The organism is Komagataeibacter europaeus, from assembly GCF_002173515.1.
GTDB classification, from domain to species: Bacteria; Pseudomonadota; Alphaproteobacteria; order Acetobacterales; family Acetobacteraceae; genus Komagataeibacter; species Komagataeibacter europaeus.
In genome coordinates this window covers 2,787,474-2,813,470 of record NZ_CP021467.1, presented here as the reverse complement: position 1 = coordinate 2,813,470, position 25,997 = coordinate 2,787,474, and the positions used below count along the sequence as shown (strand labels likewise).

The 25,997-nt window shown below is 58.9% G+C and carries 15 protein-coding genes and 1 tRNA gene; 6 read left to right on the top strand and 10 right to left on the bottom strand.

Annotated elements, in window-relative coordinates; translation table 11 throughout:
• Positions 1 to 95: 95 nt before the first annotated feature.
• Complete coding sequence (locus S101446_RS12980; protein ID WP_087608524.1) at positions 96 to 1,463, bottom strand: 8-oxoguanine deaminase; 1,368 nt, start codon at positions 1,461 to 1,463, stop codon at positions 96 to 98.
• A gap of 364 nt (positions 1,464 to 1,827) precedes the next feature.
• Here S101446_RS12980 and S101446_RS12975 point away from each other — a divergent pair, with 364 nt between their 5' ends.
• Positions 1,828 to 2,391: a DsbA family protein gene (locus S101446_RS12975; protein ID WP_087608523.1), complete on the top strand. Its 564-nt coding sequence runs from the start codon at positions 1,828 to 1,830 to the stop codon at positions 2,389 to 2,391.
• A 153-nt stretch (positions 2,392 to 2,544) separates the two neighbouring features.
• On the opposite strand, the gene S101446_RS12970 is transcribed toward S101446_RS12975, so the two are convergent.
• Together S101446_RS12970 and S101446_RS12965 are read right to left on the bottom strand one after the other, a co-directional pair.
• Positions 2,545 to 2,619 (bottom strand) — tRNA-Thr (locus S101446_RS12970).
• A gap of 94 nt (positions 2,620 to 2,713) precedes the next feature.
• On the bottom strand, positions 2,714 to 4,840 hold the full coding sequence (locus S101446_RS12965) for an AsmA family protein (RefSeq protein ID WP_087608522.1): 2,127 nt from the start codon (positions 4,838 to 4,840) through the stop codon (positions 2,714 to 2,716).
• 195 nt (positions 4,841 to 5,035) lie between these two features.
• Between S101446_RS12965 and ilvD the strand changes: the two genes are divergently transcribed.
• Positions 5,036 to 6,898, top strand: a complete 1,863-nt coding sequence (gene ilvD / locus S101446_RS12960) for a dihydroxy-acid dehydratase (RefSeq protein WP_087608521.1) — start codon at positions 5,036 to 5,038, stop codon at positions 6,896 to 6,898.
• A 141-nt stretch (positions 6,899 to 7,039) separates the two neighbouring features.
• Here the strand turns inward: ilvD and S101446_RS12955 are convergent, their stop codons facing one another.
• Positions 7,040 to 7,252: a hypothetical protein gene (locus tag S101446_RS12955; protein ID WP_019092151.1), complete on the bottom strand. Its 213-nt coding sequence runs from the start codon at positions 7,250 to 7,252 to the stop codon at positions 7,040 to 7,042.
• 545 nt (positions 7,253 to 7,797) lie between these two features.
• On the opposite strand from S101446_RS12955, the gene S101446_RS12950 reads away from it, so the two are divergent.
• The gene (locus tag S101446_RS12950; RefSeq protein WP_231290073.1) at positions 7,798 to 8,469 is read left to right on the top strand and encodes a hypothetical protein; all 672 of its coding nucleotides are present in this window, start codon (positions 7,798 to 7,800) and stop codon (positions 8,467 to 8,469) included.
• A 157-nt stretch (positions 8,470 to 8,626) separates the two neighbouring features.
• Complete coding sequence (locus S101446_RS12945; protein WP_087608520.1) at positions 8,627 to 8,986, top strand: hypothetical protein; 360 nt, start codon at positions 8,627 to 8,629, stop codon at positions 8,984 to 8,986.
• 242 nt (positions 8,987 to 9,228) lie between these two features.
• On the opposite strand, the gene S101446_RS12940 is transcribed toward S101446_RS12945, so the two are convergent.
• The 6 genes from S101446_RS12940 to S101446_RS12915 all read right to left on the bottom strand — a co-directional run bounded on the left by S101446_RS12940 (position 9,229) and on the right by S101446_RS12915 (position 24,705).
• A complete protein-coding gene (locus S101446_RS12940; RefSeq protein ID WP_244184250.1) occupies positions 9,229 to 9,834 on the bottom strand; it encodes an invasion associated locus B family protein in 606 nt (201 codons plus the stop codon).
• A gap of 86 nt (positions 9,835 to 9,920) precedes the next feature.
• A complete protein-coding gene (locus S101446_RS18645; protein WP_167376439.1) occupies positions 9,921 to 16,391 on the bottom strand; it encodes an autotransporter-associated beta strand repeat-containing protein in 6,471 nt (2,156 codons plus the stop codon).
• A 1,346-nt stretch (positions 16,392 to 17,737) separates the two neighbouring features.
• On the bottom strand, positions 17,738 to 19,660 hold the full coding sequence (locus S101446_RS12930) for an HAD-IIIC family phosphatase (protein ID WP_244184247.1): 1,923 nt from the start codon (positions 19,658 to 19,660) through the stop codon (positions 17,738 to 17,740).
• Between the two features lie 465 nt (positions 19,661 to 20,125).
• Complete coding sequence (locus S101446_RS18435; RefSeq protein WP_244184237.1) at positions 20,126 to 23,023, bottom strand: autotransporter outer membrane beta-barrel domain-containing protein; 2,898 nt, start codon at positions 23,021 to 23,023, stop codon at positions 20,126 to 20,128.
• A 1,315-nt stretch (positions 23,024 to 24,338) separates the two neighbouring features.
• Entirely contained in the window at positions 24,339 to 24,533 is a 195-nt protein-coding gene (locus tag S101446_RS18425; protein ID WP_244184641.1) for a hypothetical protein, read from the bottom strand.
• Positions 24,523 to 24,705, bottom strand: coding sequence for a hypothetical protein (locus S101446_RS12915; protein WP_010510200.1), 183 nt, complete (start codon positions 24,703 to 24,705; stop codon positions 24,523 to 24,525). Before S101446_RS12915 ends, S101446_RS18425 begins: the two co-directional genes overlap by 11 nt.
• 68 nt (positions 24,706 to 24,773) lie before the next feature.
• Here S101446_RS12915 and S101446_RS12910 point away from each other — a divergent pair, with 68 nt between their 5' ends.
• Together S101446_RS12910 and S101446_RS12905 are read left to right on the top strand one after the other, a co-directional pair.
• Entirely contained in the window at positions 24,774 to 25,658 is an 885-nt protein-coding gene (locus tag S101446_RS12910) for a DNA/RNA non-specific endonuclease (protein ID WP_408884621.1), read from the top strand.
• Positions 25,659 to 25,689: 31 nt separating this feature from the next.
• On the top strand, positions 25,690 to 25,965 hold the full coding sequence (locus S101446_RS12905) for a hypothetical protein (protein ID WP_087608515.1): 276 nt from the start codon (positions 25,690 to 25,692) through the stop codon (positions 25,963 to 25,965).
• The last annotated feature ends 32 nt before the right edge of the window (positions 25,966 to 25,997 follow it).

The following is a 25,997-nucleotide window of genomic DNA, read 5'->3' as shown; positions in this document are numbered from 1 at the left end:
TTGGTGAAGCTTTTTTCCGAAAGGCTTCAAGGAATGCCGCCTTTTTGAAAAAGGTGGCACCCAAAAAAGTTTTATTTATTTTTATCAATGCTTTATCATGATTTTTTCAGAAGATCGCGGGCCAGCGCATTATGCTGCCGGGACAGTGCAACCGGGTCATGCGCCGTAAACTGTCCGTCACGGATCAGCACCCGCCCATTGACAATGCTGCATGCCACCCGCCCCGGCGTACAGAACACCAGCGCCGCCACCGGATCGGACTGCGCGCCCGCATGGTCGATCCCGCGCATGTCAAACGCCACGATATCGGCGGCCATGCCGGGGGCCAGATAGCCGACATCATCACGTCCCAGCACGCTGGCGCCACCACGTGTGGCCAGTTCCAGCACTTCACGCGCCTGCATCATGGGCTGGTTGTCAGCCGTAGGCAGCAGGCGACCCAGCAACATGGCCTGACGGGCTTCCCCCAGCATATGGCTGCCATCGTTGGAGGCCGAGCCATCCACCCCCAGCCCGACGCGCATGCCCGCCGCCACCATCCGGCGCACGGGGGCAATACCCGACCCCAGCCGCATGTTGGAACACGGGCAATGCGCCATGCCGGTATGGGTCGCGCCAAAACGGTGAATGCCCGCATCATCCAGCTGCACGCAATGGGCATGCCAGACGTCCCGGCCGATCCAGCCGGTGTCCTCGGCATATTCGGCGGGGGTCATGTTGAATTTCTCGCGGCTGTAGGCAATGTCGCTGGCGTTTTCCGCCAGATGGGTATGCAGCATCGTCCCCGTCGCGCGGGCAAGGGCGGCGGCATTGCGCATAAGGTCACGACTGACGGAAAACGGCGAACACGGGGCCACGGCCACCCGCAGCATCGCCAGTGGTGCGGGGTCGTGATAGGTTTCGATCACGCGCTGCGTATCCGACAGGATGGCGTCCTCGTCCTCCACCACGCAATCCGGGGGCAGGCCGCCGCTGCTTTCCCCAACACTCATCGCGCCACGGGCGGCATGGAAGCGTATGCCCATCTGTCCCGCTGCCTCGATTTCATCATCAAGGCGCGCACCATTGGGAAACAGGTACAGGTGGTCACTGGTGGTGGTGCATCCCGACCACAGCAGTTCCGTCATGGCCGTGCAGGCGGAAACGCGGATCATGTCCGGCGTCAGGCCTGACCATATGGGATAAAGCGCCTGCAGCCACCCGAACAGGGAGGCATCCTGTGCCGCGGGAATGACCCGCGTCAGGGTCTGGTACATATGGTGGTGGGTATTGACCATGCCCGGCATCACCACATGCCCCGTCATGTCAATGACATCATCAGCGGCAGGCAACGGGTCCGCAGGCGTACCGATGGCCGCGACCTGCCGGTCACGTACCAGTACCCATCCCCCTTCGATTTCGCGCCTCTGTTCATCCATCGTAACCAGACGCAGCGCATTCCTGAGCAAAAGGGTACGGACCATGCATTACCACCTTGGAAATGAGTTCAAGACAACCAGTTGATAGAAAATAATAAAAGTTTCTGGGTATCGCCTTTTTTCAAAAAGGCGACGTTCCCTGAAGCTTTTTGAAAAAAGCTTCACCAAAAACTTCTTCCTGTTTTGCGGGATATCTCATCGGCAGATTTCTGGAAAAGAGGAATGTTGCGTTTATGCAGGCTTTCCAGCGGATTGCCTATATGAAAGACCACGACCGGCACACCATGGCCCATTAGGCATATGCCCCATCCGTGGGGTAAAAAAGACATTGGATGAACCGGCAGGCCCCGCCCATGTTCCATGGAGGGAAACTGTCCCCTCGCCACGCCAGCATGAAGGAATCCAGGCAATGCCAGCAACCCCGTCTCCCCTGCATGTCGATCCGCTTGCATGGGGCCATGGCCCGCGTGTTTTCGATGTCTTCCTTGAACCGACCTGCCCGTTTTCGTGCCGCGCCTTCAACAAACTGCCTGAACTGCTGGAAAAGGCCGGCGCAGACCGGATCACCATCAGGATCCGCCTGCAGTCCCAGCCATGGCACATGTTTTCCGGTGTCATCATACGGTGCATCCTTGCGGCCGCCACACTGGACGGGGGCAAGGAGACGGCCCGCACCGTCATGGCCGCCGTGGCGGCGCACCGAGAGGAATTCGAATTTACCGATCACTGCGCCGGTCCCAACATGGATGCGACGCCAAATGACATTATCAGACGGATCGAACGGTATAGCGGCGTGAAGCTGGAGGCGGCCTTTGCCGTGCCGGAATTGCAGAAAGCCATCAAGTGGCAGTGCAGATACAGCCGTCAGAACGGTATCCACGTCTCCCCCACCTTCATGGTGGATGGCCTGATCGATCCTGCCATCAGCAGTGGCGATACGGTCGAAGCATGGATGGAACGTATTTTCGCCTGAAGGATATTTCTTCTGTAGCTTTTTTTAAAAAGCTACAGAAGAACGCCGCCTTTTTGAAAAAAGGCGGCACTCGAAAACTTTTATCTTTTTCATAAATGCAGGATCCTACACACCACAGGTGCAGTGCATGGATCGCTGTATTCTGGGGAAAGATGGTGCCGGGTGAGGGATTTGAACCCCCGGCCTTCGGTTTACAAAACCGCTGCACTACCACTGTGCTAACCCGGCATTACAATGAAGCATGCCCATGATCGGACTCTTCACTGCTCCTGTTCCCCCTTTTTGCCGAAATGCCCCGCATGGTCAAGCAGGGATTCCCCCTTTAATGCGCGGCCATCCGCCGGGCCCATACGGCGCGGATATGTTCGCGTTCCTCACGGCTCAGGTTACCGGAAACCGTGCCGGTTGCCTGCTGTGCCGCGGCGGCCTTGCGCGCCCGCGCGGCATGCCGGACGGGACGCGAGGCATGGGGGGCGATCCCGGCGGCGGGATTTTCATTCACTTCCCTGATCGCCTCGGCACATGACGACTGCTTGCCCACGCCTGCCTCGATCGTGGGCAGCAGGCCCACGGGGGAAAAGACAAAACCCGTCAGCACCGACGCCACGGCCCGACCGATCACCTCCGCCCCCGGCATGATGCTGGGATGTTTCAGCGGCCCGGTAATGTGCAGCGGGCCGGGGAAGGATGCGATGGCGAAATGGCGTGAACGGGTCAGCAGGGCGTATTTGATGGTGTTGTCACTGAAGTTGATGTCCCCCTTGCCCACCGTGGAGGTATCGCCCGTTTCCAGCAGCATGGTCCTGGTATGGAACACCCCGTCGCGCAGCGGCATGTCCGCGATCAGGCATTTCAGGTCGGTCTTGGCCGGCAGGCCAAGGGCGGACAGCAGCGCCTTGCCCAGTTCCAGCCCCAGCAGGTCGGGCAGGATGGCGGAAATATCCCCGCCTTCATCCAGCGCCATGGTCACGCCACCATTGCCATCGCCCACGATCTGCGCCAGCGACTGCCCATGACCATGCACCATGATGTGGCCGCCAATCGTCCCCTGCCCCTGATAATTGCCCAGTGCCTGCATGAGACGGGACAGGTCGATCTGTTCCATGTCGACCCGGATGCGGGCATCAACGCCATTGCCCTGCGGCACGAAGGTGCCACTGCTGGCCAGTGTGCCCTTACCCACGCCAAAGCTCAGGTGATGGACATCGATCGTCCCGTCCCGGATATCCACCAGCGCATCGATGTTATCCAGCGGCACGTGCCGGTTTTCGATATGGTCCCCGTGATAGGCCAGATGGACATTGGTGGCCTTCAGCCTGGGCAGGTTGATGGGCGTGGTGGGCAGCACGGCGCCACTGGCCTCATGCGCCTTCTGTTCCGCCGCCTGCTGCGTGGTGGAGGGATGATCCCCCGGTGTCGCCCCGAAGAAACCGCCAAGATCGGCAAGGTCCACATGGCGCGAATGCAGTTCGGCATCTACGAACGTCACCACCTGATGGGGATCGACACTCAGCGTACCGCCAAGGTCGCTGGACCCGACCACGCCCTCGAAGTCATGAAAGCGCACGCGCTGGTCATGGTAGTCCAGGCTGCCCGCCACGTGATAGGTGGGCGTCTGCGGGATCACCACGCCCGTCAGCGGATACAGCAGCGACATGTCCGGCCCCGCCAGCGTCAGCTTCAGGCGCGCGCCACGGAACGACAGCGGGTCATCCACCGATCCCGCCAACGTCAGGCGCGTGGGGCCGTGATGCACCTCGACATCGATGGGATAGGGTTTCGTCCTGTCCGCCAGTGACACCAGCGCCCCGCCGGAAAAATGTCCCGTAATGGCCTGTCCGGTATAGGTGCCGTGCACTTCCGCCACGATGCGGGGCTGCGTATCCCCTTTTGCCGGTGTGGTATGCACCTGCGCGCGCATGTCGCTGCGCAGACCCGCATGCACGAAATGCAGTTGCCCGTCGGCAATGTTCAGTTCCCCGATCTGCGGCATGGCGGTGGATCCGCCATCACTGCCGCCGGGAAAATGGTAATTGGCGCTGCCGTCACGCTTTTCATCCAGTTCCACGACCGGCCGATCCAGCGCGATCACCGGCAGGTCGATCCCGCCCCCCAGCAGGTGCCACAGATTGATCCCCACCATCAGGTGGTCCGCCGTGGCGAATGGCGGCAGGGCGGCAAACCCGTCGGGTTCGTCAATATGAACGTCGTCGGCGGTCACGCGGATCACACGGCCCAGATGCACGTGCAGGTGCGCGATCGTGACCCTGCGGCCCAGCGCGGCCTCCGCCCGGCGTTCCACCAGCGGGATGAACCAGTCCCATGACCAGAAGATGACCAGCGCCAGTATGGCAACCGCCAGAACCCCCAGCACCGGAAACCGTATCTGCGCCAGCACGCCACGCCGCCGTGTGCTGGGTGATCCATCCTGACGGTCCGGTTCTGGCATGCCGCGTGTGCTCCTTGTGCAATGACGGGTAAGGTATCAGATGAACGGATGGCCGCAGGTGGAGTTGCCGCCCCCGCCAGTATCCACCCCCACGGTTAACGGCAGGTTTGGACTGGCGCGCAGGCCGCGCGTCCTGTATGCGGTCAGGCAATATCGTTCCCCTGTCTAACCCCTTTGTCGCGAGAGGTCACCGTCATGCCCGCCTATCGTTCCCGCACTACGACCCATGGCCGCAACATGGCCGGTGCGCGCAGCCTGTGGCGTGCAACCGGCATGAAGGACGGTGACTTCGGCAAGCCGATCATCGCCATTGCGAATTCGTTCACGCAGTTCGTGCCCGGGCATGTCCACCTCAAGGACCTGGGCCAGCTTGTGGCCGGTGCGGTGGCCGAAGCCGGTGGCGTCGGGCGTGAGTTCAACACCATCGCCGTGGATGACGGCATCGCCATGGGCCATGGCGGCATGCTGTACAGCCTGCCGTCGCGCGAACTGATCGCGGATGCGGTGGAATACATGGTCAACGCCCACTGCGCCGACGCGCTGGTATGCATCAGCAACTGCGACAAGATCACGCCGGGCATGCTGATGGCGGCGATGCGGCTGAACATTCCGACCATCTTCGTCTCCGGCGGGCCGATGGAAGCGGGCAAGATCATCAATAACGGCACCGAACAGCAGGTTGACCTCATCACGTCGATGGTGGCGGCCGCCAGTCCGGATGTGACGGATGAACAGTCGACCACGATCGAACGCTCCGCCTGCCCCACCTGCGGGTCGTGCTCGGGCATGTTCACCGCCAATTCCATGAACTGCCTGACCGAGGCGCTGGGCCTTGCCCTGCCGGGCAATGGCAGCCTTGTCGCAACCCATGCCGACCGCCGCGACCTGTTCATGCGCGCGGGCCGTGAGATCGTCGCCCTCGCCCGCCGCTGGTACGAAAACGACGACGCAACCGTCCTGCCGCGCGGCATCGCCACCAAGGCCGCATTTGAAAACGCCATGTCGGTCGATATCGCCATGGGCGGGTCAACCAATACCGTGCTGCACCTGCTGGCGGCAGCGCATGAGGGCAAGGTGCATTTCACCATGTCCGACATCGACCGCCTGTCCCACAAGGTGCCGAACCTGTGCAAGGTCTCGCCATCACGCATGGATATCCACATGGAGGACGTGCACCGCGCCGGTGGCATTCCCGCCATCATGGGTGAACTGGCCCGCATGGGCCTGCTGCACATGGACGCCCCCAACGTGCATGCCCCCAGCGTGGCGGCAGCCCTGGCGCAGTGGGATGTCAGCGCCGATACGGTGGATGAGGCCGCGCGCACCTTCTTCCGCGCAGCCCCCGGCGGCGTGCGCACCACGGAAGCCTTCTCGCAGGCCAGCCGGTACAGGGCGCTGGATACCGACCGGGCCAATGGCGCGATCCGTGATGCGGAACATGCCTACAGCCAGGACGGCGGCCTTGCGGTGCTGTTCGGCAACCTTGCGGAAGATGGCGCCATTGTCAAAACCGCCGGCGTTGCCGACAACCTGCTGACCTTTATCGGTCCGGCCCGCATTTTTGAAAGCCAGGACGCGGCCGTGTCCGCCATCCTTGGCGACAAGATCGTGCCGGGCGATGTAGTGGTGATCCGCTACGAAGGGCCGAAGGGCGGGCCGGGCATGCAGGAAATGCTGTATCCGACCAGCTACCTGAAATCAAAGGGACTGGCCGAGAAATGCGCCCTGATCACTGATGGCCGCTTCTCTGGCGGCAGTTCGGGGCTGTCGATCGGCCATATCTCGCCCGAGGCGGCGGAAGGCGGCATCATCGGCCTCCTGCATGAAGGCGATACGATCGAGATCGACATTCCCAACCGCGTGCTGCGCACCACTGTCACCGATGCGGAACTGGCCGCCCGCCGCGATGAAATGGAAGAACGTGGCGACCGTGCATGGCAGCCGGACCGGCAGCGCGAAGTCTCCGTCGCCCTTCAGGCTTACGGCGCACTGACCACCAGCGCCGCGCGCGGCGCCGTGCGTGATGTCAGCCAGCTTGGACGCCGCACCAGCCGCTGATATATCCGGCGATGTGGCAGGCTGTTTGAAAACAATAAAGGTTTTTGGGGTGCCCCCTTTTTGCAAAAAGGGGGCAGTCTTTTACAGCACCGACGCCCCGGCGGGACACAGGTTCCCGCCGGGGCGTCGCACGTTTTGTGGCTAGGCCTCGCGGAAGGTGACGGCCTTGTGCCCCATATGGCGGAATGTCGCCGTCACCCGCTGCTTCAGCGCCACCAGATCGGGCAGGATGGCGTTGTGCAGGCTGCGCACGCTGTCATGGGTTGCGTAAAAACGCAGCGAGGACGCAATGCCCGTAATGATGGCCGCCCCCACGAATACGCCATCCACTTCTATGATCTTTGACTCAAACATGGTTCCCTGACCCGAACTGCCGGTTGCGCCAGCCTGCACGGCCACCCCATGGGCAGGCCATATCGACAGGCTGCCACCGGCAACATTCTTCTGATTTCCATTACCCGCCGCAAACGCGACAGGGCAGAAGGAGTTTCATCATCGCATACCCTGAAAAAACCAGTGGCCACAATTAGTTGCCAGCCATGGCCTGCGATATGTGACATGCCCCCGCCAGAGCGTGGCAGCGGGACCGCGGGGCATGAAAAAGACGATTATTGTGGCATTTCCATGACTGGCGACAATATGGACAGACAGATAACAAAACAATACATGCAAAGCATGAATGGTCCGTAATAATTATTGCCATGAAATGCAATATACTGACATGCCAGTCCATTACCTGCCCCTTGCGCGGTATAGGGCAGGACTTGCCCACGATGTGGAGGGTCGCCCATACTGGGCAGGGCTGACATGCCCATACCCCCCGTGACAGCAGGGGGACAAAAGCTGTTTCCTGCCGTCGTGACAATTCACCAAGACCTTACACAGACCGGTGCCGACCCTTGCCTAGCCTGACACGTCCGACCCATTCCGAATGTCCTGTCCCGCCACGATGGACCCTGCATGGTGCCGTCCTGGCCCTGACCCTTATGGGTGGCATGGGTGCGGCACATGCCGCATCAGCCACCTATCCCGCGCCCATCATGGGAACGGAGACGACCGCGCACGCATGGGGTATTGAAACCCGCTTTGCGCAGACCGCGCCATGCGTGGTCGAAATGACCATAAACCAGTCCACGTTCATGGCCCACATGCCCGAAATGATTCAGGCCGGGCTGTTCAATACGCAGGTAACGCCCGCACTGCAGAAGCAGGCGCCGCGTTATCTCATGAACACATTGCAGATGGATGTGACGCCCGGCTTCGTCCATACCCTGTTTACCCAGCGCGGCGCGCCCGCACGCTGCCATTTCGCATGGTCCTACACAGACCTGAACGGAACACGGCACCCCATGGTGAACTTTGACGTGACCCGTCAGGCCCATGACCGCATCGACTGGGCGCACCTGCGTTTTGGCGACATGATGACGATAGCGCAGAACCCGGTGGTGGACCGGGAATTTGACGCGCAGGTCAATCAGGAAACGATAGACGTGACCATCGCCCTGTCCAAAAGCGGCATTTCGGCCGACCTGCCATCGCCCACCACGACAGCGCGAACGCACTCCCCTTAGGGGCCTTTCCGCATTCATGGGATCTGTCCATAACTGCCTGACAATGGACACCCCTGACGTCGAAAAAATGACATTTCTCCCTATCGTGATCCCACGCTGGTCCCCAGTCGCGCAATCGTAGGTGGTCTCATCCCCTTCATGCCTGCGGGAGCCCCGCATGACGGACCTGCTTTCCAACCTGCCCTCACGACAGCCTGCGCCCCTGGCTGTCTTTCAGGCCCGACTGGACGCGCATGTCCAGCAGAACTGGCTGGACGTGTTCGCAGGGTTTTCCACGCTTCGGGCCATTACCTTTTCCAGTTCGCTGGAATTCCTGCTCGACCTTGCCGAACAGTTCGAAGACATGGAAATCATCTTCGGCGCCGAGCATATCCTGACCAAAACCCACCTGGCCCTTGTTCAGGCCAGCCAGGTTTTTCTGGACCTGCTGGCTATGGAAGAAGAACTGGGCTTCTCACCAGTCCGCAATACCTCCCTGCTGGGGCGTGTCGTGAAAGCCTGGAAGAAACCCGGATAAGCCGACAACGATGCGTGCACCCGCGATCATCCGGTTTCAACGCTCAGCACGAATGGATCATGGGTCAGTTGTCCAGCCGCCATGGCATGCTGACTGGCAACAAGCAATGCCCGGCATATGTCCTGATATCATCATCCAGCTTCGTCGCGGCCACGACAGCATTCCAGACGGAACATCCATAAAATGCTGTATTTCAGGCCATCATGCAGGCCTGCAAACCAGTTTTGGGAAAAACCGGAGCGCTATTTCCGTATGGATCTGATCCGGTCAAACGCATTGGAAAAACCATTCAGGGATACCGGGAAGGCAATGGTCTGCCCGCTTGTGGAAACTGCGGCAACCTGCATGGTCTTGCTGGTCCGCAGGCGCGCCAGGACAGAGGCATCGAATGCAAAGGGGGCGATACATCCTGACGGCAGGCATGTCCTGAAGCCAACCGGCTGCCCGACGGGTGCGTTATCCGCCTTTACCGTGACCCCCTTGCCCAGATCCAGCCCGAACGGAAGTACGACAACACCGCGCAGTCCCTGCGGATCGGTGGTCAGTTCCATGTTCATGACCATCCGGTGCGTTTTCTTGTCCATGATCTGCTGCACCATGATGCAGCCCGCCGCCTTGTCGGTCTGCTGGCATATGACCCGCCAGTCCTGATAGGTTTCATTGATGGACGTTGCGCCACCAGGCAGCAGATGCGTCGCCGGTGCGGGTGCCGGTGCGGAAGGCGTGGCCGCCGGGGCAGTCCTGGCTGTAGCGGTGGAGGCCGTGGCATGCTGGGCAACCTCTGTTCCCGCCACGGCGAGGATGGCAAGGGAGGCTGCCGCGCCTGCCATGATTTTCCAGTTCATCATTCCACATTCCATACAGGCATCTGGCCGGAACAGGGCGCCCGGCCAGATGGTGATTGATTGATCAAGAGAGGGACGTCGCCGCCCGGTCAGAACTTCCAGGCGAAACGGCCGCGCAGGCCACTATCCACCGACCTGTTGCCATACTGGCCGATATAGGAAATGCCCAGTTCCAGACGATCCGTCAGGTGTGCGCGCAGCCCGGCATTCAGCACGGCGGCGTCACGCGACAGGGGAACGCCCGCGACATCAAACGAACTGCCGCCCGCGGCAAAGGCTTCCCGCGTGGTGGGCACCGTCGCACCAAAGGTATGACGGTAGGCCAGGCTGCCTTCGGGCACCAGCAGGACATTGCCCGCATGGAATACGGACGACATGCGCACGCCAAAGGTGGAATAGGTCGTGCCCGTATCGATGGCGCGCCCGTTCAGCGCCGCCGCCCCGCCATGTTCACGGAAACTGTCCGTATGCATGTTGACGTAGGCCACGTTACCAAACGGCTCGATCGCGGTCTTGCCCAGGTCGAAGCGATACCCCAGGTCACCAAAGCCCTGCGCCACGCCGCCATTGTAGCTGCTGTTCAGTTTTTCATAGAAACCGGGGAAGGACGCGCTCCGGCTGGTGGACATCATCGCCCAGGTATAGGTCGCCCCCATGCGCAGGGCCAGATGACCCCAGTGCGTCCCGGCATAGCCGCCAACCGTGACGTTGTTGCTGTGCCCGTAGGCATCGGTCCCTTCGGAACTGAAGGTCGAACGGCCATAGCTGACCAGTCCGCCAACGCGCCACGTATTGAAGACCGGCGCATCCGCGCCCAGCACGAAGCCACCAACGGAATGGTTCATGCCGCCTGCATTGCCATCGCCGGAATTATGGCCCCACGACCCGAAGGCCTCGCCCCACAGCGTCACGCGGTCCTGCATGCAGGTGCCGTCCGTCCTGCGGCCCTTCAGGGTTGCCGTCTTCTGGTTGGCGTCGGCGCCGGGATCACACGCGGCATTGCGCAGGCGGTCGATCGCGGCGTTGCGGACATAGAAACTGTCCTCGATCAACGCGGTCCGGGCGGATGCATGGATCTCGCCCGACAGGGCGTCAAAGGCCTTGCGCGCCTGCGCCCCGTTCAGCTGCTCGATGGCGGTCACCATCGCATTGCTGCCACCCATGCCATCCAGCACGGCCGCCACGTCGCGTTCATTGCGCGTATTCGCAACGGATTCGAAGGTCGTGGTGTTCCGGCCCAGCGTAATATCCACGTCGTCCGCAGTATAAAGCAGTTCAGGCGAGAGGAAGGTATAGGCATCCGACAGGTTGGTCGAAAGCCCCGCGAACTGCCCCGTCACCCCGTTCTGGGTGGTCAGGATGGTATATTCGGTCCCGGGTTTGAGTGTGGTGCCACTGGGAACCGTGAATTCAACCGTGCCGCCGGTCAGGGTCGCCCCACCGGTGACCGATACCAGGTCGCTCTGTCCCGCGGTCCCGCCATTGACGACATAGGTGGAACCGGCACCCATGTTCAGGTTGCCATCAACCGTCAGCGTCCCCAGCGCATTGCCACCGGCGGGTGACAGGGTGCCCCCACTGGCAACGGTGGTCGAGCCCACGGTCCCGGTGCCAGCCAGCGTCCCCGCCCCGGCGACGGTCACGCTGGAATTCGCCAGCGAGCCATCGACCGTCAGGGTGCCGTCATTGACACTGGTGTTGCCGGTAAAGCCGGAATCATCACTGGCGATCGTGACATCACCGGAACCATCCTTCACCAGCGCGCCGGAACCACTCAGCCCGTTGCCCAGCGTGCCATCCGTGCCCTGGTCCAGCGTCAGGCTGGCGCCCGTTTCATCATTGATCGCACCCGTGCCGAAGCTGGATGTCGTGCCCACCAGCGTGCCGCCCTGGATATCGGTCCCGCCACTATAGCTGTTGTTTCCGCCCAGGATCAGCGTGCCGCCATCGGTCTTGGTCAGGGTCGTGCCACCCGCGACCTTGCTGTCGTCAATCTTGGAATCAATTTCCGCGACCGTCGCCGCGCCGGCGGCCGTACCGTCACCGACGCGCAGCGTCAGGTCCGATCCGGATGAATACAGCGTATCACCGGTAATGACATATTTGCCGCCGCTGGACGCATCGGAATTGGCGAACTGCGCGCCACTCAGCGTGACATCGCCGCTGCTGTCATCAACGGTGACGGTGCCGCCCTTGCCTTCGAATATGTCGTATGCGCCCTGTGTGGAGGGGGTGTTGCCCGTTCCGGACGAACTGGTCCAGTTGCCATCACCACTGCCACCCGGCGCGGTCCAGACGCCATTCCCGCCATCGACCTGTCCGTTGCCGGACGTGCCATCGCTGCCGTGGTCGCCGTTGACGTTGCCGCCATCCCAGTACTGCTCCTGCGTGCCAGCCGCCGCCACGACCAGGTTGACTTCGTTATCAACGGATGTCTGCAGTGTTTCACCCGTCCCGGCCAGCGTCACGCCATTGTTGGTCAGCGTGCCGCCATAATCATACAGGCGATACACACCCGGCCCGAAATCACCGCCCGGGCTCTGGCTGACATTCAGGGTGCCGGCAATCGTCAGGTTGCCCCCGACACTGACCAGATCGTTATATTTCCCACCAACGGTCCCGGCCTGCCCCATATCGAAATTCGCGATGGACCCGCTGCTTTCGGTCAGGTTCCCGGCAATGGACAGGGTGCCGACGCTGTTGGCGCCATCACCGGGCGAGAGCGTGCCGCCACTGGCGATGGTGACATCCCCGCCCATGGTCCCGACACCCGACAGCGTGGCGCCCGACGCAACCGTTGTCGTGCCGCCGATCTGGCTTTCATTGCCATCGACCTGCAGGGTGCCCGCTGCAACCGTCGTGCCACCGCTGTAGCTGTCGGCGGCGTTATCCAGCACCAGCGTACCGCCGCCTGTCTTGGTCATGCTGCCGGTGCCCGTGACCGTGTTGGCCAGGCTGTCCGTATCGGTGGAGGCGACATCGACATCCAGCGCCGCGTCATCGGTAATCGCGCCCGAACCGAAGCTCGAGGTCGTGCCCGCCAGCGTGCCGTTGGAAATGGTCGTGCCACCGCTGTAACTGTTGGTGCCAGTCAGGGTTGTCGTGCCCGTGCCTGCCTGAACCAGCGCGCCGCTGCCGGAAATCGGTGCCGACAGGGTGGATGCATCGGACCGGTCCACAACCAGCGTGCCATCATCGCTGATGCCGGACGTGCCATCAAGTGAACCGGACATCCCCCCCGTGCCAAGCTGCAGCACCGCGCCGGACGCCACCGTTGTCGCACCGCTGTAGGTATTCGCCCCCGACAGCGTTTCCGTGCCGCCAGCGACCGTCAGGCCGCCCGTGCCCGACAGCCCGCCGGAATAGGTATCCGCCGCGTTGGTCAGGGTCAGGGTGCCATCCAGCGCGGCATTGCCGCTGCCCGACAGCGAGCCGGCCGACGCGCCGTTCGTCGTCACGTCGAGGCTGCTCCCGTTGCTGGCCAGCGTCCCGCCAATGGTGTCGCCATCCAGTGTCAGCGCGCCACCCGCAGCGTTCGTGACATCACCCGTCACCGTATTGCCCGCACCCAGCGTCAGCGTGCCGGCATTGGTGACGCTGCCGATCGTCCCGCCGGTCGCCGTCGCCGTGCCGGCTGCCTCGTTCGTCAGCGCGCCCGTCACGGTGCTGTCGGCCAGGGTGGCGTTGCCCGTATTGTCCAGCGAAGCCAGCGTGCCGTTTTCCGCCGTGACCGTGCCGCTGTTCGTCGTGGCGCCCACCGTGCCGCCATTGACGTCCATCGTCCCGGTGTTGCCGACCGTACCGGCGACCGTGCCCGTCACGTTCAGGTTGCCCGCATTGCTGGCATCCCCGGCAATCGATCCCGTCACATCCAGGGTGCCAGCGGATGCCACCGTGGTCACACCATTATAGGTATTGGCTCCCGACAGCGTTTCCGTCCCGCCGGCGACCGTCAGGCCGCCCGCACCCGACAACGCGCCGGAATAGGTATCCGCCGCATTCGTCAGCGTAAGCGTCCCGTCCAGCGTACCATTGCCGCTGCCCGACAGCGAGCCGGCCGACGCGCCGTTCGTCGTCACGTCGAGGCTGGTTCCGTTGCTGGCCAGCGTGCCGCCAACGGTGTCGCCATCCAGTGTCAGCGCGCCGCCTGCGGCGTTCGTGACATCACCCGTCACCGTATTGCCCGCGCCCAGCGTCAGCGTGCCGGCATTGGTGACGCTGCCGATCGTCCCGCCGGTCGCGATGGCCGTGCCAGTTGCCTCGTTCGTCAGCGCGCCCGTCACGGTGCTGTCCGTCAGGGTGGCGTTGCCCGTATTGTCCAGCGACGCCAGCGTGCCGTTTTCCGCCGTGACCGTACCGCTGTTCGTCGTGGCGCCCACCGTGCCGCCATTGACGTCCATCGTCCCGGTGTTGCCGACCGTACCGGCGACCGTGCCCGTCACGTTCAGGTTGCCCGCATTGCTGGCATCCCCGGCAATCGATCCCGTCACATCCAGCGTCCCGGCGGGCCCCACCGTGGCCGTGCCGGTATAGCCGGTGCTCTGCCCCGACAGGGTTTCCGTCCCGCCAGCCACCGTCAGGCCACCCGTGCCCGACAACGCGCCGGAATAGGTATCCGCCGCATTCGTCAGCGTAAGCGTCCCGTCCAGCGCGGCATTGCCGCTGCCCGAAAGCGAGGCGGCCGACGCGCCGTTCGTCGTCACGTCGAGGCTGGTTCCGTTGCTGGCCAGCGTCCCGCCAACGGTGTCGCCATCCAGTGTCAGCGCGCCGCCCGCGGCGTTCGTGACATCACCCGTCACCGTATTGCCCGCGCCCAGCGTCAAAGTACCGGCATTGGTGACGCTGCCGATCGTCCCGCCGGTCGCCGTCGCCGTGCCGCCTGTCCCGTTGTTCAGCGCGCCCGTCACGGTGCTGTCCGCCAGGGTCGCGGTCCCGGTATTGTCCAGCGAGGCCAGCGTACCGTTTTCTGCCGTGACCGTACCGCTGTTCGTCGTGGCACCCACCGTGCCGCCATTGACGTCCATCGTCCCGGTGTTGCCAACCGTACCGGCGACCGTGCCCGTCACGTTCAGTTTGCCCGCGTTGGAGGCATCGCCCGCAACCGATCCCGTCACGTCGAGTGTCCCGGCGGAACCCACCGTGGTCAGGCCGGTATAGGTGTTCTGCCCCGACAGGATTTCCGTCCCGCCAGCCACCGTCAGGCCGCCGCCCGTACCCGACATGTCGCCGCCATAGGTACCGCTGGCGTTGGACAGCGTCAGGGTCTCGCCCCCCAGGGAGACGCCACCCGTGCCGGAAAGGGTCTGGACCGACGTGCCGGATTTCGTGCCGCTGATATCGAACGTCCCGCCCGAATTGACAGTGACACCACTGGAATCTGCAATGCTGCCGTTGCCGGTCAGGGCAAGGGTGCCTGCATCAATCGTCGTCGCCCCGGTATAGGACTGTGCCGTGTCGAGGGTCGTCGCGCCGTCACCTTCCTGCGTGACGGTGCCATTGCCGCTGATGGCCAGGCCTGTCATCGTGGTACTGGCGCTGTTGTCAAAGACAACGCTTCCGTTATTCGTTACCGCGCCGGTCAGGCTGCCCGCCGTTGTTGCGCCATCCGCCTCATCACCGATTTTCAGCGTTCCGGCGGAATCAACCGTCATGGTTCCTGAAAACTTACTGTTGTCCGCCGTCAGGGCCAGAGTGCCACCCTGCACATCAACCGCGACCGCTTCTGCGCCCCCTTTGCTATTAAGCAGTTCCGAATTGATGGATTTGTCGGCTTCCCATGTGCTTGTCCCGGTCTTGTCCAGGGTGGAAAAACCGTCGACCACACCCTGAAGGGACGAAGACATAACGCCGGTTGAAGAAGAATCGCCGCCAAGAATGACCGTATTGGTGGCCGCAACGCCATCTGCATGCACGCTGCCGGTAATCGTGGAACCCGGATCAACCGTAAGGTTGGTGACGCCCTTGTTGAGGACTATCTCCCCCTCGATCGTGGCACCTGATTCATTGGTAATATTGAATGTCTCGCCACCACCTTCACCAATCGCAACGGTGCTGGCGTTTCCATTCGGATTGGCTGTTGTATTATCGGCCAGATACCCTGCAATGGTACCGTTGTTGATTATTGTTGCGGTAGTCGTCGCCGTGCCAATATTGGCTTTCTCATCATCAAAATACATTGCATCGGCATTTTGCGATTCAATGGTACCATTATTGATAATGGTATTGCCTTCACCGGTAAGGTTAATGGCCTCTGCCGTTTTCTGAACACCCGTGGAAAGAACCTGACCACCGGAATCAACAGTAATTGTTGTCCCGTTTTCCCCTTCTATCGTGTCGGTACTATTCAATCCTGGAATAGTACCTCCCTTGCCGACTATATTGTCCGACTGGGTCTCGACCGTTCCGGCCACCTCGACCGTGGAATTCGTGCCGACGACAATCGCATCATTTTCAAGCGTCGCGGGGTTGGTTACCGCATCACTGGTTGTCGAAATGACGGCGTCCTGTCCAACCGTAACGGACAGCCCGTTGGTAATACTTCCCACCGTGGTGGTACTCACAACGGTAGAGCCCTGTGTTCCACTAGGCGCCGTGCAGGAAATGGAACCTCCAGTGGAACTGGTGACGCACTGGGCCGATGCCGCGACCGGAAAGCCCAGGACAAGGATCAGGGTCGATACAGGCCGAACCGCCCACCTGTCCCCACGCAGGACGAGGTTACGCCGCATTCTGGTGAACAGGTTACGCCATGACGTTATATTGGTCAGGGCAGTACAATATTCGAGCGAGCGCAGGGTCGTAAAATCCTGCCATTCGGAACACTTCTCAACAGAAACCGGACTGGAAGTGGCATTTGTCCGTACTTTTGTCGTTTTCTTATTAAAGAAGGACCGTATCAGCATTGAGAAACATTCCGTTCTACAAATATGACTTTTGATATACGTCATCTGCCGGAATGTATGTGATCGGATGTAAACACTGTCAATATATATTTATTTCTGATATATCATATCCAATAACCTGATTATTTGCGAATATACCAGTAGTCGTGATCGCTGGACTTGCACAAAGTTCTATCCGGAAGGTTCTTTCCCGAATAGACCATTACGGTCATGTCTCGCAAAAATTCATGTAATAACAAAGGTTTTGAAGCACACGCCCATGTCGTGACACAGGAGAAGTTGCCTGATCTGCTCAGGTCTGTTCCCAACGGCATGAAGGTTTCACATTCCCTGTTACAGGGATATATCTATATCCGTATGAATATATACCGAACGGAACAGGTATTATTTCTTTTCATGTCAAAAGCAGATAGTTGCAAAAATGATGCAGCCATGGGGCCAATCATGGCAATCCTGCTGCTTGTGGCGCAGCAGCAGCATCAACATGACATGCTGCACGGGCGCCGACCCGGTCGGACAGTAATCCGCCATTCACGTAACCCAGGGTGGATTTGCCAACACCAAGACCCGCGGCAACGCACGTGCGTGACAAGGCACGGCTTGATGCAATCCCCACGGCCTCGAGTTTACAGCTTTCCATATGCTTTATTGCTCCGTCGGCCTGCTGATACGAGCCTGAAACGCTCAGATGACCGGCACAAAACCGTTACAGGTCCAACCAGAGGTCACGCCCGACGGCGCCATATGCGGAACATAGAAAATATCCGTATCCGCAGTGGGATCTGCCCATCGACCGATCCAGTCAGGTCTGATGTTCTGATAGCGCCTACATCCCTATGCGATAGGGTTTTCTCTATCTTGTGGTGATCATGGACCGGTTCACACGCAAGGCCCACCTGTACAGGCCCCATGCCCCCGATCCATCATCGAGAACTTTTTTCCAGCAACCGTGCATATCTAAAGAAGATACGGCATGCGGCGCTGATCCTTATGCGCACGCCGCATTACCACGTCACTTTGTTATCATTGGTAATTTCTGGCGGGCTTGGCGGCGCCGCACTGGTCAGGAAGCCATCTGCTTCCTTGGTAAAGCCACACTTTTCGAGATAGTTCTCACAATAGAAATTGCGCCCGGTTGATATGAAGTGTCCGGTTACAGTGGGATATTCCTTCAGGATATGCTGGGCCAGCACATGCATGGATGCATATTCCGAACACAGGCCAAACACACGGCATGACAGGATGGACTGAATAATCCTGTTTTCCTGTACAAGATGCAAGCCGATCAGGCCATTATCCGTTTCCTTGTCCTGCAGGAACACACAGAATATGTATCCACCCCGCGCAAACAGCGTCTTGATGGCGTCCAGCGACCAGCGCTGCCCTGTGGTGTTGAACTGGTTGGTCTTATTCAGCAGTTCAAATGCGCGCGCAAAATTCCGGTCATTTTCAGAACGTACCACAGCATAACGCTGTTTGATCTGAAGGGAACGGAGCCATTCCTCGCGGCTCATTTTCTGCCGGACCTGATCACGATTGATCTTGGCGCGCAGGCTTTGCGTGCGTTGCTGGGATTCCGTGCTGATCCGGGGCACCTGCGTGCTGGGCGAAAACAGGATCGCACGCCGCCAGTCCATGTGTTCTTCGCTCAGGAACCGTAGATCAGGGATAACGGACCGAACTTCATCAATCTCACGCGGATTGTCATCCACGAACAGGACATTGGCCGGCAGAAGATTCACCTCGTCCAGTATTTCAAGGATATTTTCGGATTTGGGCTGGAAATTGATCTTGACCGATACAAAGTCATCCAGCCTGAGGCGCCCACCCCACACGCGCTCGAACTCGGCACGGGCCAGTTCGGGATCGTTCTTGCTGCATATGGCCAGCAATCCACCCCTGGCCTTGTACACAAGCAGTGCTTCCGCTAAACCTGTTGGCCAGTAATCGGTCCGTTCATAAGGCGAGCGGTCGCCATCCGCGAGTACGCCACGCCACATGGTGTCATCAAGATCCACAATGATGAGCTTGATGGGAGCCGCTGCGTTTATAATGGCAAGATTGTCGCGAATGGCGTTAAACACGCAATGCCCATAAACAGCGGGCTGGCCATCCACGTCATATATATGGGAAAGAGGCGTACTCTTGCGGATACGCTTGGTATCATCCTCGAACGTTGTATCGAATATATTCGATGCATGGGAAAGTTCCCGCGCATAATCATCCTGTATGCGGAAACGTCCCATTGAATTAAGAATATTGTTTACATCCAGAAGGTACGTATTCGGATAGGCACGGATGATCCGTTCCATTTCAGCATTGAGCCGCATCACAAAATACTGCGGATTTGACAGATCAAAATGGGGAAAGAGCGACCCCATGAAATTCTGCCGTGGCTCCCAGAACGACAGGAAGAACGTCGGCTTGCCACCAAGCAGCTCAGAAATGGAATCCACAAAATCGGAAATATATTCAACACAATATTTCAGATAATTTTCGTGGTCACTTTCACTTTTCAGGCGTGGCCAGAATATTTCGTTTTGAAAACCATCAAAAGGCACAGCCCCCTCAGCCATGACCGAGCGAAGTGGAAGACCAATGACATTCACTTCTGCTTTTTCGTGATTTACTTCCGACAATGGCGGAGAAAAATGGCTCTGCCGGCTTTCATCAACGCACATTGCCACATGAATCACATGATGCCCGTGATTGATCGCATAATTGATTATGGGCAAAAGGGCACAGGGCCCAAAAAATGCGACATTAAGCTTTTTGTCTGCTCCGGTTTCAGTTGAAGGTTCAAGTCTGTGGAAAGCAAACCCCTTCAGTCCATTGGAAGATACCCGCGCAAGCTTATAATGTTGATATTTAATTTCTTTTTTGATGTTGATTATGAATTTTAATTTCTTGCGCAACTTTTTGAACATGGAGGGACGCCCCGAAATTATAATCTTAATTTTCAAATATATGGTTACAAAAAAAAGATCATGATGCCAATGGTTGCAGAGATTATTTTGCGGCCTGGACGCCTATATTTTCATTGCAGGACCAGTCAGACAACAAAGAGTGATAGACCCGGTCGATGTCATGCCGCCATTCTGACGGCGCTGCTTCCGGGCCTCTGGTCGGGAGCCTTTGATTGAGGCGGTTCGCCCGCACGGCAAGACACGATCTCAGCCTCTGCCGCGCACATGACGGGCACAACACCTCGTTCCGGCACTTCTGTCACTGCATCAAGTATAGACGCATAATTCCGCCGTATTCCGGCAATCTCCAGTACAGGGGCCTCATCCTGAACCCGTCAACGATCATGGCTTCTGACAGACCATGACTTTCACACGAGATCAGGAGAGGCGAAGTACGCTCCCTGTCGGGGCCAGACAGTCTCCGGATCAGAACTTCAGGCGGAACTTCCCACGGATACCAGTATCCCTGGAACGTTCACCGTACTGCCCGATATAGGATACCCCCACATCGATGCGGTCGCTCATAACCGCTTTCAGGCCAGCATCCACCACCGCTGCATTTTCAGACAGCGGCACGCCCGCGATATCGAATGTCGTCCCGCCACCTTGCGCGAAATATTCCCGCGTGGTGGGCGTCAGCTCACCAAAGGCATGACGATAGGCAAAGCTGGCGTTAGGCACCAGCATGACCGCCCCGGCCCGCAGGCTTGATGACATCCGTAGTCCGAAGGTGGAATAAGTGGTGCCGGTGTCCATCGCGCGCCCCACCAGCGCGGCAGTGCCACCATGTTCGTGGAACCCGTCGGTATGCAGGTTGACATAGGCGACGTTGGCGAACGGCTCCAGTGCGACCAGGCCTGCATTGAAGCGATAACCAAGATCGCCAAATCCCTGTGCCGTGCCCCCCATGTAGGCACTGCTTTCACGTGAGGAATATCCCGCGAACGCCACCTGCCGGTTCATGCCCAGCATATCCCACGAATATGTCGCCCCGATCCGCAGCGCCAGCCGCCCCCAGTGCGTGCCCGCGTAACCACCCACCGACACGGTGTTGCTGTGGCCCGAGGAATCGCGCCCGCCGACGTCAAAGGCCGAATGGCCATAGCTGACCAGTCCGCCAACACGCCACGTACCGAATACCGGGGTATCCGCACCCAGGATGAAGCCACCGACACTGTGATGCATGCCTGCGGCGTTTCCATCGCCTGAATTGTGACCCCATCCGCCATAGGCTTCACCCCACAACGCGGCGTGCTCCTGCTGACATGTGCCATCGGTGCGGCGACCATGCAGGTTGGCGGTCGATTGCGGTCCCGCCCCCGGATCACATGCCGCGCCACGCAGACGGTCGATTGCCGCGTTACGCAGGTAGAAGCTGTCCTGGATCAGTGCGGTTCGGGCTGAGGCATGGATTTCACCCGATGTCGCATTCAGCGCCTGCCGTGCCTGCGCATCGCTACCGACAAGCCCGACCGCACTGGCGATGCCGCTACTCGCCAATGCATCCAGTGCCCCGGCGGTGGCCATCTGGTTGCGTGTCACCGCCACGTCGGTAAAGGCACGGGTCTGTTCGGTGCGCAGATAGACATCATTGGCGTCATATGCGTCTATTATGGATTCAAAAGACGAAACCTGCGTATCGCCCAGCAGTGCATAGGTTCCGCTCACGCCCTTCGCCGCGCTGAGTACCCGGTACCCGTCCGTCCCTGCATTCCGCAGGCCGCCCAGAACGCCCTGCGACATGACCAGTTGCGCGCCCTGCGCGATTGTCGCGCTACCCGTAACCGACACATGCCCGCCATTGGCCACCAGAGCCGAACCTGCCTGCTGCTGCAGGTCTCCATTCACCGACAGCGTGCCCGTCCCGTTCCGGCCACCCTGCAGGACCGCGCCCTGATCGACAACAACGCTGCCGACCTGGCCGCCACCTTCCAGCATTGCACCTGATTCGACCGTCACCGGGGCAGAGGCCAGATTGCCGTCAACTGCCAGCGTCCCGGCCGTGACATCGGCCTGCCCGCTGTAACCCGAACCGTCACCGGTATAATCCAGCAGGCCGGACCCGGCTTTCGTAAGGCTGCCGCTACCGATAAGGGTATTGGCCATCGTGTAATCGGCATCGTTATGGAATGTGACCGCACCATAACTTTCGATATTCCCGTGGATTTTCGAACCGGCATACATATAGATATCGTATTTGCTGTCCGGCCCCATGAACAGGGCATCCTGCTGCGGGCTGCTTATCGTTCCGTAATTGTAGAGCGCAATGTTCGCCGGGCCGACATATGTCTCGAAAGCATGATAATCGCCGGTTATACTACCATAATTGTATAAAGTAGTTGTGCTCATGGCGCTGACGCCAATGTCCGTGCCGTGGATCGTCCCGTAATTGTAGGCGACGAAAGGCGAGAGAGTACAGCACAGGGTCACCCCGACCTGAACAGAACTGATGACGGCGTCTTTCTCATTTATGATGGTGCCGCCACCGGTCAGGGTCAGTGCTTCGGATACATTGAGGCTGCCGCTCTTATCAACACCCGCGGCGCCTTCAGCCTTGATGGTTCCGTAGTTGTCAACGGTGGCATAACCGTCGATATCCACGCCATCTCCATCGCCGGTGCCCGATCCGTTGTAACCGCCAATGATGGTGCCGTAATTGACAACCTTGCCGGTGCCATCGGACCCGACGCCCGAACCATTGCGGCCTATGATCGTCGCCCCCGCGGCGTTATAGACATCCACGTACCCATCGGTCGTGATACCGTGGCGTTCGCCGGAGATCAGTCCCCCGGCCTGGTTGATGACAGTGCCGGTCGGCGCTTCCTGGAAATCGACGCCATCATGGCTGTCGCCCAGCGCACCATCGGAATAGATCGTGCCCGCATTCACCACCGTGGCGTTCGCACCCGGGCGGATGCCATCGGCATCGTCTGCCTTGATCAGGCCACCTGCATTGTTGGTAATGGTCGTCTTGTTATCGGACCCGACAAAATCATTCAGGTCGATCCCCTGGCCACCCTGCGTACTTTCAATGGTGCCACTATTGGTGATGGTCACGGTGCCGGCAGTCGCATTGCCACCGTGGATACCATCATCAGACCCGACAACCTTTGCCCCCGCACCGATATCAACAGATATATCGGTCGGTTTCTTGATCGACAGCGCCTTGTCATCATCGACCACCAGGGATTCACCTGGCGCAAGGGTAAAGTTCTCCGTGCCAGAGACATCGTCCGCCACGGCAACAACACACGTGTCCGTCAAAGCCAGGATGACCGTCGAAACCCCGACAGAAATCTTCAGAAGCAGCCCGTTTTTTTTCATAATGCCAAATTTTTCATAATATTTCTGGATCAGATTGGAAACCTTTCAGTATTTTTAGGATATATGACAGGTAATATGCAAACCCTATGATGCAGGTCGGTTAAGGAAAAAACGTTTTTTAACCGCAGGATTCCTTGATCCGGGACCACAAAACTGTTTCAGGCACCATGAGAAGACTGAAGATGATCAGCCTGTACCAGTTGACAAGCGTGTCTGTAGTCATATTTTGTTAAGAGTCATCTAAAATATTCGGGCAAAAAAAAGAAGCCATGATCGACAGACATGGCTTCCATCAGCACAAATCATACAGATCATTCGCTACCGGATAATGGCAGGAAAAGACTGGCTTATGGGAGCGGCTGTTTCTGCTGGTTCAGGCGCAGCAGGGACTGGTGTCGGGCTGCTATCTGCTGGCCCCGCGTACCGCATGTCAGCCGGTCAGGACAGATCGTGTCGGGGTAAACACCTTGTCGTCGCCATTTCGGAGGCGACGGACAGACAGTTAAACTGACGTATACCAGACAGGAAATGGAAGCGAAAAGTCTGCCAAGACGGTACCAAGTCTGTGGGAAAACCTTTGAGGATGCCATGGCGAAAGGGCGCGAAACGACCTTTCGCATACTTCACGCTCAGAAAGAGCGTTATACGCGTTCAAGGCGCATAACGTCCCTGGCGATCAGGGGAAGGATAACAGCCGGATCTTTACGTTATCCGTGTCGATTGGGAATATAGATTCCCCTATATGTCTTGTTAGTGTGAACTTGGAACCCCTGAAAAATACTTAGGCGTTTCTTTTAGTTTCTACGTTTTATTTTTTAAAAATACCACAATGGAATTAATAAATAATTTTACAATAATATTATCCGGTATTGTCAATTTATTTATATACCATTCTGATAAAATTCGACTTTAACTATTAATATATCTTTTTATGAAATAAATTCATAATTAATTTTATTATTATTGTTTATTATTTTCTTTCACATAACATACAGTATGCATATAGAATAAATATATCTATCATTGCCCACATGTTCATATTTCTTAAAATATGTCCGCACTTCAGTGGTGTCGGCAATCGGGAAGTTATTATCCTGAATACCAATAGGTTAATTTATGCATGTATGGTCATCATGATAATACAGCATCAATTCTGAAAAATTTATTTTCTCAATAGTCTATCGATTTCTGGTATGGATTTATTTCGCAATACCTTGCGTCCATTATATTATCAGGCAGCACATCTTCAGTCAGGCCAAAATGGAACCAGTCGCTATAATGAAAAGGCAGGATTTCGAACATATACGGATCAAGCTTAAAGAATTCTGAAATCAGGATACGCCGCTTCAGGCTGCGAAACGCGCGCCGCAGAAGGCACCTGATTTTTAATATAGAAATCAATAAATTTATCATCCAGGAACAGAATATCACTTCGTGTTCTCAGAACATATTCCTTACCAGAAACTTCTTTATAATGCGCAGGCTGTCGTTCCAGTTCCTTAACGACCATGTCCGGCAAGCTGCATGACAAGGTCGATCAGCGCCGCCGCCAGCAACACGACCGTTACCACACGCAGGCCAATGCGCAGCATACGCTCGCGCCGCGTGGGGGGCAGTTCACGACGATGCAGGACGAAGGAGTCCTGCGGACCGGGATTTCCTGAATCAGGTTGCTCGGCCATTGCCCTGCCCCATCAGATGTTTCATGGATAGGTCCCGTTTTACCAGAACAGATGGATAACGCCAGACCGTGTCCCGACATTGCCCTGCCTTTCGCATGACACGGTATGTCCTGCCCCTTCTGGTCTGGCTTGTGACCCTGTGCCCGCCTCATGCCGCCCACGCCGAAGGGTGCGCGGAACTGGGCGCGGGACAGCAGTTACCAACGCTGGACAACGCAAAGCTGTCGCCCCGGACACAGCTACTGTGCAATGCCCGCTATGCCGTGCTGTATTCCGGCCTGGCACATGAACCCCTGTGGTCGGCGGAACATCTTGATACCGCCATGATTCGCGCGGCCATGTCCACCCCGCGTCGGGGGGATTTTCATCCCGATCCGCGCATTGCGCCAGGTGAACGTGCGGAGCTGGAGGATTATGTCCGATCCGGCTTTGACCGGGGACATATGAGCCCATCGGGCGACATGCCCGACGAACAGACACAGGAAGAGACCTTCCTGCTGTCCAATATCGTACCGCAACGCGCCGCACTGAACCGGGGCAGGTGGGAGGAAATCGAATCGGCCGTGCGCAGGCTGACCCTGCGTGAAGGGGAACTGTATGTCGTGACCGGCCCCGCCTTCCATGGCGCCACCCTGTCGGCCATCGGGACGGATCGCGTGCTGGTGCCGACCTCGACATGGAAGGCCATATACGACCCGCGCCGTGAACAGACGGGGGTTTACGTATGCCATAATGTCGCCCGCGCGCCCGGCTGCAGTCATGTCAGCGTGGCGGAACTGACGCATGTTACCGGAATCGACCCCTTTCCCGCCCTGCCCGCACGCCTGAAGCAGACCTGCGTGGCACTGCCATTGGGCACGACAGGCACGACACGCGCCCGCACGCACACCCGCACACACAGGGCGACCCGTTACCACCGCCGCCGCAGCCGGCATATCTATTACCGGTGGTGACCGGCCCCTTTCTTTTCGCAGGAGACAGATCATGACCGCCCATCACCCGACCGCCACCGACGCGCTGGTCCCCTTTGCCGACAACAGTGCCAGCCGCACCATTGGCGGCATGACGGTGGAAAACGGCACCGACAGCATTGCCTTTTACGGCCAGACGGATCTGAGCCGTGACAGGACCGGGCTGGAACGCGCGCGCGCGCTGCTGGCGTTCATGCAGCAGGTCGTGGCGACCCTGGAAGCACAAAAGGACCTGCCTGATGCCCTGCCCCCCCGCAAGCCGGCCAAAGTCGCCAACCCCTTTGACTGATACCGCGCGGACCCGGCACGGCTGATGCACAA

Coding starts and splice junctions, on each gene's coding strand:
- S101446_RS18435 (WP_244184237.1), bottom strand. CDS start 23,023: ATGAAAAAAAACGGGCTGCTTCTGAAGATTTCTGTCGGGGTTTCGACG.
- S101446_RS12930 (WP_244184247.1), bottom strand. CDS start 19,660: ATGTTCAAAAAGTTGCGCAAGAAATTAAAATTCATAATCAACATCAAA.
- S101446_RS12905 (WP_087608515.1), top strand. CDS start 25,690: ATGACCGCCCATCACCCGACCGCCACCGACGCGCTGGTCCCCTTTGCC.
- S101446_RS12980 (WP_087608524.1), bottom strand. CDS start 1,463: ATGGTCCGTACCCTTTTGCTCAGGAATGCGCTGCGTCTGGTTACGATG.
- S101446_RS12955 (WP_019092151.1), bottom strand. CDS start 7,252: ATGTTTGAGTCAAAGATCATAGAAGTGGATGGCGTATTCGTGGGGGCG.
- S101446_RS12915 (WP_010510200.1), bottom strand. CDS start 24,705: ATGGCCGAGCAACCTGATTCAGGAAATCCCGGTCCGCAGGACTCCTTC.
- ilvD (WP_087608521.1), top strand. CDS start 5,036: ATGCCCGCCTATCGTTCCCGCACTACGACCCATGGCCGCAACATGGCC.
- S101446_RS12940 (WP_244184250.1), bottom strand. CDS start 9,834: ATGATGAACTGGAAAATCATGGCAGGCGCGGCAGCCTCCCTTGCCATC.
- S101446_RS12945 (WP_087608520.1), top strand. CDS start 8,627: ATGACGGACCTGCTTTCCAACCTGCCCTCACGACAGCCTGCGCCCCTG.
- S101446_RS18425 (WP_244184641.1), bottom strand. CDS start 24,533: ATGGTCGTTAAGGAACTGGAACGACAGCCTGCGCATTATAAAGAAGTT.
- S101446_RS12965 (WP_087608522.1), bottom strand. CDS start 4,840: ATGCCAGAACCGGACCGTCAGGATGGATCACCCAGCACACGGCGGCGT.
- S101446_RS12975 (WP_087608523.1), top strand. CDS start 1,828: ATGCCAGCAACCCCGTCTCCCCTGCATGTCGATCCGCTTGCATGGGGC.